Below are 2,038 nucleotides of genomic sequence, written 5' to 3' on the forward strand. Positions count from 1 at the left end.
GCCGTGATGCTGGTCGGCGTACGGCTGCGGCCCGCGCTGCCGTTCTCGCTGATCGCCGTCGTCGCGGCGACCGTCACCGTGAAACTGGCCGACCTGCCGGTCGCCGCCATCGGCCACCTGCCCACCGGCCTGCCGGCCCCCTCGCTCGGCTTCCTCGACCTCTCCGCCGTCCCCGCGCTGCTGCCCTCCGCGCTCGCCGTCGCCGCGCTGGCCGCCCTGGAATCGCTGATGTCCGCGACGGCGGCCGACGCGATGAGCGTGTCGGAACGGCACGACAGCGACCGCGAACTGTTCGGCCAGGGCCTGGCCAACCTGGCCGCCCCGCTGTTCGGCGGCGTCGCCGCGACCGGCGCGATCGCCCGCACCGCCGTCAACGTCCGCTCCGGCGCCGCCTCCCGGCTCGCCGCGCTGGTGCACGCCGCGGTGCTCGCGGTGATCGTCTTCGCCGCCGCGCCGCTGGTCGCGGGAATCCCGCTGGCCGCGCTGGCCGGGGTGCTGATCGCCACCGCCGTCCGGATGGTCCAGGTCGGCTCGCTGCGCGCGCTGGCCCGCACCGGGCGCGGCGAGGCCGCCGTACTGGTCCTGACCGCCGCCGCCACCCTGGCCTTCGACCTGGTCACCGCCGTGGTGATCGGCATGCTGCTGTCCGGCGTCCTGGCGCTCGCCGCCGTCGCCCGGGCGACGAGGGTCGAGCAGGTCCCGCTGCACGCCGACCTCCCGCCGGCCGACCACCACGAGGAGGAGCAGGCGCTGCTGTCCGAGCACATCGTCGCCTACCGGATCGACGGGCCGCTGCTGTTCGCGGCCGCGCACCGGTTCCTGCTCGAACTCACCGAGTCCGCCGAGGTCAGGGTGGCGATCCTGCGGATGTCGCGGGTCAGCGCGATCGACTCCAGCGGCGCCACCGTTCTCGGCGACGCCATCGGCGAGCTCCGGCGGCGCGGCACGCTGGTCCTGGTCTCCGGCGTCCGTGACGAGCACCACCGCCCGCTGGACGCCCTCGGCGTGCTCGACCGGCTGCGGGCCGACGGACACGTCTTCGCCACCACCCCCGAGGCCATCGCCCACGCCCGCACCCACCTGACCGACGGGGAAGCGGGCGCCGACCACGGCCGGGCGGCCGTCGGCACCCCCGCCGACCACTGACTCAACCCACCCAACCGTCTCCGACCAGCCTGGATATCCTGAACTCATGAGCGACAACCTCCCCCCGTGCCCGCAGTGCTCCAGCGAGTACACCTATGAGATGAACGCCCTCATGGTCTGCCCCGAGTGCGCCCACGAGTGGGCCCCCGCCGACGCCGACGAGGCCCCGGAGGCGGCCGGCGAGCGCGTGATCAAGGACGCGGTCGGCAACGTGCTGGCCGACGGCGACACCGTGACGGTGGTCAAGGCGCTCAAGGTCAAGGGCAGCCCCTCCGGCATCAAGGCCGGCACCAAGGTGCGCAACATCCGCCTGGTGGACGGCGTCGACGGGCACGACATCGACTGCCGCATCGAGGGCTTCGGCGCGATGCAGCTCAAGTCCGAATTCGTCAAGAAGGCCTGACGGAACGTCAGTCGAAGGTGGAGGTCCGGAACCCGGCACCCGCCCGCGGGCCGCGCATCGCCCGCTCGGCCTCCCCGAAGACCTCCCGGAGGACGGCGGGCATCCCGGCATAGTTCATCGCACGCGGCACGCGCGAGCGGACCTCCTCCCAGTCCACCGAGCCGGCGGCCGGAAGGCCGCAGAGCTCCCGGAGCCGGGCCCGCGCTTCGGCCCGGGCCCGGCGCTCCGGCGCCGTCCCGGCCGGGCGGAACGCCGTCCGGAGCAGCCCGGCCGGCTCGGCGACGTGCTGCCGCTGGGCGTCCTCGGTGGGCACGTGGCCTCGGACGAGCGGCAGGACCAGCCCGGGGCCCAGGCGCCTGCCGTTCAGGGCGCCGTCCCGTCCCCGCTCCGCCCGCTCCGCCCCGCGGGCCGTGGCCGGCGCCCTCCGGTCTGCCGTGTCGCGCATGCTGCCCGACCTTCCGTGATGTTCACCCAGGGGTGCCGGGCCGC

At 75.1% G+C, this 2,038-nt stretch carries 3 protein-coding genes; 2 read left to right on the forward strand and 1 reads right to left on the reverse strand.

The window, feature by feature from the left end; genetic code table 11:
* Together ACFRMQ_RS04490 and ACFRMQ_RS04495 are read left to right on the forward strand one after the other, a co-directional pair.
* The coding region (locus ACFRMQ_RS04490; protein WP_380726819.1) for a SulP family inorganic anion transporter at positions 1-1,146 on the forward strand (1,146 nt) is incomplete at its 5' end.
* Positions 1,147-1,192: 46 nt separating this feature from the next.
* The gene (locus tag ACFRMQ_RS04495; RefSeq protein WP_380726821.1) at positions 1,193-1,549 is read left to right on the forward strand and encodes a zinc ribbon domain-containing protein YjdM; all 357 of its coding nucleotides are present in this window, start codon (positions 1,193-1,195) and stop codon (positions 1,547-1,549) included.
* Positions 1,550-1,556: 7 nt separating this feature from the next.
* On the opposite strand, the gene ACFRMQ_RS04500 is transcribed toward ACFRMQ_RS04495, so the two are convergent.
* Positions 1,557-1,994, reverse strand: a complete 438-nt coding sequence (locus ACFRMQ_RS04500) for a hypothetical protein (protein ID WP_380726823.1) — start codon at positions 1,992-1,994, stop codon at positions 1,557-1,559.
* Positions 1,995-2,038 lie beyond the last annotated feature (44 nt).

This window comes from Kitasatospora sp. NPDC056783 (genome assembly GCF_042789895.1).
Taxonomy (GTDB): domain Bacteria; phylum Actinomycetota; class Actinomycetes; order Streptomycetales; family Streptomycetaceae; genus Kitasatospora.

Bases quoted from the DNA above. Each gene is read 5' to 3' on its own strand.
- ACFRMQ_RS04495 (WP_380726821.1), top strand. From the start codon at position 1,193: ATGAGCGACAACCTCCCCCCGTGCCCGCAGTGCTCCAGCGAGTACACC.
- ACFRMQ_RS04500 (WP_380726823.1), bottom strand. From the start codon at position 1,994: ATGCGCGACACGGCAGACCGGAGGGCGCCGGCCACGGCCCGCGGGGCG.